Raw genomic sequence first — 5,649 nt, 5'->3', positions numbered from 1 at the left:
ACGGTCATCGATCTGGCCCCGACGGCGTACGGACGGCGCGCCGCCGAGCTCCTGACCGCGATCATCGCCGGCGACCCCGACGCGCACAGGCACCACTGGTTCGACGGTGCCCGCGTCCGCGCCGGGGTCTGATCCGGGATCTGACCCACGGCCTGATCCTCGCCCGGGCCCGATCCCGCCGGCACCCCTCTCGCCGGCCGCTTTCGCTCAAGGGTCTCGAATTGCGGGTCAACCCCGCAGATCGTGACCCCTGAGCAGAAGAAGCCAGCCGCCTCCCCGGCACGCTCGCCGTTCAAGGGCCACGAATTGTTGGTGAGACCCGCAGAACGTGACCCCTGAGCAGAAGAAGCCGGCCGCCTCCCCGGCACGCTCGCCGTTCAAGGGTCACGAAATGTTGGTGAGACCCGCAGAATGTGACCCTTGAACAAGAGAAGAGGGGGGAGGCGGAGTTGCCGGGAGCGGGAGAGCGGGCGCGGGGGTCAGGGCTGGGGGAAGGCGGCGACCACGTCGATCTCGACGAGGATGTTCGCGAGACGCGAGCCCACCGTGGTGCGCACCGGGTAGGGCGCGGTGAAGAACTCCTGGTAGGCCTCGTTGAACTCGGCGAAGTCGGCGAGGTCCTCGAGGTGCACGGTGCTCTTCACGACGTCGTCCATCGTGAGGCCGTGGACGGCGAGGACGGTCTGGATGTTGCGGAGCACCTGGCGGGTCTGGTCGCCGACGTTGTCCGCGACCGCGTGGTCGTTCGCGGCATCCTGCGGGCCGAAGCCGGCGGTGTACAGGAAGCCGTTCGCGACGACACCGTGGCTGTACGGGCCCGCCGGGTTGGGGGCGCCTTCGGCGTAGAAACCGGTCTTGGGCATGGTTGTTTCCCTTCGTTGTCGGTCAGGTCTAGCCGAGATCCCGGGAGATCTCGGCGGCGGTCTCGCGCAGCAGCGGCACGCGCTGCTCGAGCTGGGTCAGGTTCTGCACGGCCCGCAGCGCCGTGAGCGAGAGAGCTCCGACGATTCCGGCGGAGGACACGATGGGCACTGCGACGCAGTTGACGAAGTCCTCGAACTCGGCGTCGTCGGCCGCCCACCCCCGGCGCGCGGTGACGGCGAGCTCGGCGTCGAGCGCCTCCCGCGTGACGAGGGTGTTCGCGGTGTACCGGCGCCAGTCGCAGCCGGCGAGCACGGCGTCCCGGCGGTCCCGCGGGAGACCGGCCAGCACCGCCTTGCCGATGCCGCTGCAGTGGGGGTGCACGGCGGACCCGACGCGGGAGTACATGCGCACGCCCGCGGCGTCCTCCACCTTGTCCACGTACACGATCTCGTCGCCGACGAGCGCGCCGACGTGCACGGTGTTGCCGACGATGCGGTGCAGCCGACGCACGTGCGCGAACGCGGCGCCGCGCAGGTCGAGGTGCTCCAGCGCCGCGCTCCCGAGCACGGCGAGCTGCATGCCGGGGGCGTACCGGCCGTCGCCCTGCCGGCGCACGAAACCGACCTGTTCGAGGCTCTGCAGCTCGCGGAACATGGTCGAGCGATGGATGCCGAACCGCTCGGCGAGCGCCGCCACCGACTGGGGTTCGTCGGCGAGGGCGGTGAGGATGCCGGCTGCTCGTGTGACGCTCTGCGACATCAGGAATCCGCTCCGGGGGCCGGGCGTTTCGACTCGCTTCGCTCGCTCAACGACCGGGCGCTTCGCTCGCGGGGCGACCGGGCACTTCGCTCGCGGGGCGGCCGGGGGCTTCGCTCGCGGGGCGGCCGGGGGGAAGCAGGGCTGCGGCGCAGGCCGCGGCCGGGGAGGGCTCCGGTCAGGTCGCCGCCGCGCAGCACGGGGATGCCGGCGACCAGCACGTCGTCGATGCCGACCGCGAGGCTGCGCGGACTCTCGTAGGTCGCGGTGTCGGCCACGTTCACCGGGTCGACGAGCACCAGATCGGCGACCGCTCCGGGCTCGACCGCGCCGCGGCGGCCGAGGCCGAACCGCCGGACGGGAAGCCCGGACAGGTGCTGCACGGCGTCGGCCCACGTCCACGTGCCGAGCTCCCGCACGTACTCGCGCAGGTAGCGGGCGAAGGTGCCCGACGTGCGCGGATGCGGGTGCGCGCCGATGAAGATGCCGTCCGAGCCGCCCATGTGGCGCGGGTGCGCGAAGATCCGGGCGAGCTCGGTGCTCGGACGCGGGTTGCGCACGGCCATGACGGCGCTCGCCTCGAGGCGGGATGCCGCCAGCACGTCGAGTGCGAAGTCCATCGGGTCGGTGCCGGCGCGCGCGGCGGCGGCGCGCAGAGTGAGCCCGAGCGCCCACGCCAGCTCGGGCGCGGCGATGTGCGCGAGCGTGATCATGTCCGGCCAGTCCGGACCGAGGCTGGCGCTGCGGGTGGCGCGGGCGATCCCGGCGGCACGCAGGTCGGCGCGACGGGCGGGGTCGGAGAGCACGCCGACGGCTTCGACCGCCGGCAGCGCGGACACCTCGGGCGGCAGCAGCGGCATGCCGAGCAGCGTGCAGCCGCGGATGTACGGGTAGGCGTCGAAGGTGGCGTCCACCCCCGCCTTCTCGAGCTCGGCGAGCTGGGCGAGCACGATGTCGGCGTCGGCATGGAAGTGCGCGACGTGCACGGGCAGCGAAGCGCCGGCATCCTGCCCCGCCCGTCGCGCGATCTCGACCATCTCGGCGATGCCCGCCGCCGTGTTCGCCTCGTACCCGCCGCGCATGTGGCTGACGTACACGCCGCCCGCCCGCGCGACCGGCGCGCACAGGGCCGCGAGCTCGGCCGCATCCTGGAAGATGTTCGGCACGTAGTCGAGGCCGCTGGACAGACCCAGTGCCCCCTCGGCCATGCCCTGCCCGACGAGGTCGCCCATGCGCCGCCGCTCGTCGTCGGTCGCCGGCCGGTCCTCCCGCCCGCACACCTCGAACCGCACCGTTCCGGCCGGGACGAGGTAGCCGGCGTTGAGCGCGGACGTGCCGTCGACGGATGCCAGGAGCGCATCGACTCCCCCGCCCCGGTACGTCGGATGCGGTCCGTTGATCGCCGCGAAGTAGCCGCTCGCGTAGCCGCCGTCGCCGGGGGCGTACGAGACCCCGTCCTGTCCGCCGATCACCGTGGTGACGCCCTGGCGCAGCAGCGCGCGGGTGACGGAGGGGTCTGCCACCAGTCCGTCGGCGTGCGAGTGCGCGTCGACGAATCCGGGCAGGATCAGGCGTTCCGCGGCATCCAGCACGACGTCGCCGGGCTGCGGGTCGACCGCCCCGACCTGTGTGATCGCCGCCCCCTCGACGGCGACGTCCGCGCGCGCCGGACCGTCGGCAGCGACCACCGACCCGCCGCGCAGCACCGTTCGATTCGACACCGGCACTCCTCAGAAGTAGGTGCGGACGAGGCCGGTGACCACGTCCGACTCGACGGATTCGACGACCGGCAGCACGCGCCACTTGTCGAACGCGGTGCACGGATGCGACAGCCCGAGGCGCACCACCGAGCCGATCGGCAGGGGCGCTGCGGGCCGCACGTAGGAGTGCTGGTCGTTCATGGCCGACACGGTCGCGTCGAGCGGATGCCACGGCCCGGCGAGGTCGTCCGCCGCCGCGCGCGGGATCGGCAGCCCCTCGTCGTACGGCAGGTCGCGCTTGCCCCCGTCGACGAGCGCGAGGCCGGGCTCGGGGCTCGAGACCACCCGGACGATGCCGTGCATGGCGTTCACGAAACGCGGGGAATCGGTGTCGGGCACGGGGCGTTTCGTCTCGCTGCGCTCGCTCAACGAGCGCGGGTCGCTGCGCTCGCCCGACGAGCGGAGGTCGCTGCGCTCGCTCGACGAGCGGCCCTCGTCGAACGGGGAGATGCCGCGGTAGAAGCCGTCGTCGTGCACGATGTAGGCGCCCGAGCGCAGCGTGAAATGCGTGCGGTCGTCGCGCGGCGCCTGTGCCCAGACCTCGGCGACGACGTCGAAGTAGGCGCTTCCGCCCGCCGTCACGTACCGCTCCCCGTCGTCGTACAGGTGACCGATCGCCGCGTGCAGCTCCAGTTGCGCCTCGAGGTACATGCGCACCGCCGCGAGCGCGGCGGGCGATCGGTCGTGGCCGAGGCTGCCCTCGTACCCGGCGACACCGGCGAGGCGGAGCACCTCGGAGGAGGCGAGTCGCTCGGCGATCGCCACCGCCTCGCGGAGCGAGCGGGCGCCGGTGCGGCCGCCGACTGCGCCGAGTTCCACGCACACGTCGACCGGGCGCGGCACGCCGACCGCGCGCAGGCCGCGCTCCATCGCGTCGACGGTCGCGAGCGAGTCGGCCCAGCACACGAACCGGAAGGCAGGGGCGGCGAGTTGGCCTGCGAGCCAGGCGAGCGAGCGCGCATCGACGGCGGCGTTGGCGAGCATGATCGAGTCGAGCCCGAGGTCGCGGCCGGTGCGCACCTGGCCCATGGTCGCGAGCGTGATGCCGAGGGCTCCGGCATCCGTCTGCCGCTTCCACAGGTCGGGCGCCATCGTGGTCTTGCCGTGCGGCATGATCTCGAGCCCGCGCTCGGCGCACCAGGCCGCCATGGTCGCGACGTTCGAGCGCATCGCGGCGTCGTCGAGCACGATGAGCGGCGTCCAGAACTCGTCGAGGCGCGGACGGGTCGCGAGGAAGTCGGATGCCGTCATGCCGATCGCCCGCGCGGGCAGCCCCTTGTCGTGTGCCGTCAGCAGCTGTCCGTCCGCGTCCATCCCGCGCCCTTCATCCGTTCCGTGTCATCGTGCTGTGCAAATACTACAACGTGCGTTGCATTTTTCGCACGTCGAAGACCATCATGGAAGCATGACCGATCCGTCTGCGTCCGCTTCGTCCACCCCGCGGCTGATCGCCCTCGGCGAGACCATGGCGCTGATCACCCCGGCGCACGCGGAGTCCCTCGCGACCGCCCGGGACGTGCGCCTGCTCGTCGGCGGCGCCGAGTCCAACGTCGCCATGCACGTCGCCCACCTCGGCATCCCCACCGCCTGGGTGAGCGCCGTCGGCGCCGACGCCCTGGGCGTGCGCGTGCGCGAGGACGTCGCCCGGCACGGCGTGGACGTGCACTGGGTGACCCGGGACCCGCAGGCCCCCACCGGCGTGTACTTCAAAGACCCGGGGCGCGGCGTGCTCTACTACCGCAGCGGGTCCGCGGCCGCGCACATGAGCCCGGCGAGCGTCGCCGCGGTTCCGCTGGAGGAGGCGGAGATCGTGCACATCTCGGGCATCACGCCGGCACTCTCCCACTCCTGCGCGGCGCTCATCGACACGGTCATCGACCGGGTGTCGGCGGGCTCCGGCATCCTGAGCTTCGACGTCAACCACCGCGCCTCGCTGTGGGAACCCGGTGTCGCCGCCCCGACGCTGCTCGCCCTCGCGCGCCGCGCGGACCTCGTGTTCGTCGGCCTCGACGAGGCGGAGGGCCTGTGGGGAACCGCCGACCCGGATGCGGTGCGCGAGCTCATCCCCCGCCCCACGATGCTGGTCGTCAAGGACGGCGACGTGGGCGCGACCGAGTTCCACCGCTTCGCCACCGCCGACGTGCGCAGCTTCGCCCCGGCCATCCCGACCGAGGTCGTCGAGGCCGTCGGCGCCGGCGACGCGTTCGCCGCCGGCTACCTCGCGGCGCACCTGCAGGGGGCGGACGCCGGCGAGCGCCTCGCCGCCGGG

5 protein-coding genes are annotated in these 5,649 nt (G+C 73.0%); 1 reads left to right on the top strand and 4 read right to left on the bottom strand.

The annotated features are described in order from the left end of the window. Positions 1–479: 479 nt before the first annotated feature. From VJR25_RS14140 to VJR25_RS14125, 4 genes are read right to left on the bottom strand one after another with little or no spacing between them, the layout of a single operon-like run. Complete coding sequence (locus VJR25_RS14140; RefSeq protein WP_324116105.1) at positions 480–863, bottom strand: RidA family protein; 384 nt, start codon at positions 861–863, stop codon at positions 480–482. A gap of 28 nt (positions 864–891) precedes the next feature. Further along, entirely contained in the window at positions 892–1,623 is a 732-nt protein-coding gene (locus VJR25_RS14135) for an IclR family transcriptional regulator (RefSeq protein WP_324116103.1), read from the bottom strand. After that, on the bottom strand, positions 1,623–3,341 hold the full coding sequence (locus VJR25_RS14130; protein ID WP_324116101.1) for an N-acyl-D-amino-acid deacylase family protein: 1,719 nt from the start codon (positions 3,339–3,341) through the stop codon (positions 1,623–1,625). The genes VJR25_RS14135 and VJR25_RS14130 overlap by 1 nt, the downstream gene beginning before the upstream one ends. 9 nt (positions 3,342–3,350) lie before the next feature. Beyond that, positions 3,351–4,694, bottom strand: coding sequence for an amino acid aldolase (locus VJR25_RS14125; protein WP_324116099.1), 1,344 nt, complete (start codon positions 4,692–4,694; stop codon positions 3,351–3,353). Between the two features lie 91 nt (positions 4,695–4,785). On the opposite strand from VJR25_RS14125, the gene VJR25_RS14120 reads away from it, so the two are divergent. Then, positions 4,786–5,649 (top strand): sugar kinase (locus tag VJR25_RS14120; protein ID WP_324116096.1); only part of this gene is annotated, 864 nt, incomplete at its 3' end.

Source organism: Microbacterium sp. (genome assembly GCF_035277845.1).
Taxonomy (GTDB): Bacteria; Actinomycetota; Actinomycetes; order Actinomycetales; family Microbacteriaceae; genus Microbacterium.
The sequence above is the reverse complement of the archived record's forward strand: the minus strand, read 5'-3'. Positions and strand labels throughout refer to the sequence as shown.

Bases quoted from the DNA above. Each gene is read 5' to 3' on its own strand.
- VJR25_RS14135 (WP_324116103.1), bottom strand. From the start codon at position 1,623: ATGTCGCAGAGCGTCACACGAGCAGCCGGCATCCTCACCGCCCTCGCC.
- VJR25_RS14125 (WP_324116099.1), bottom strand. From the start codon at position 4,694: ATGGACGCGGACGGACAGCTGCTGACGGCACACGACAAGGGGCTGCCC.
- VJR25_RS14140 (WP_324116105.1), bottom strand. From the start codon at position 863: ATGCCCAAGACCGGTTTCTACGCCGAAGGCGCCCCCAACCCGGCGGGC.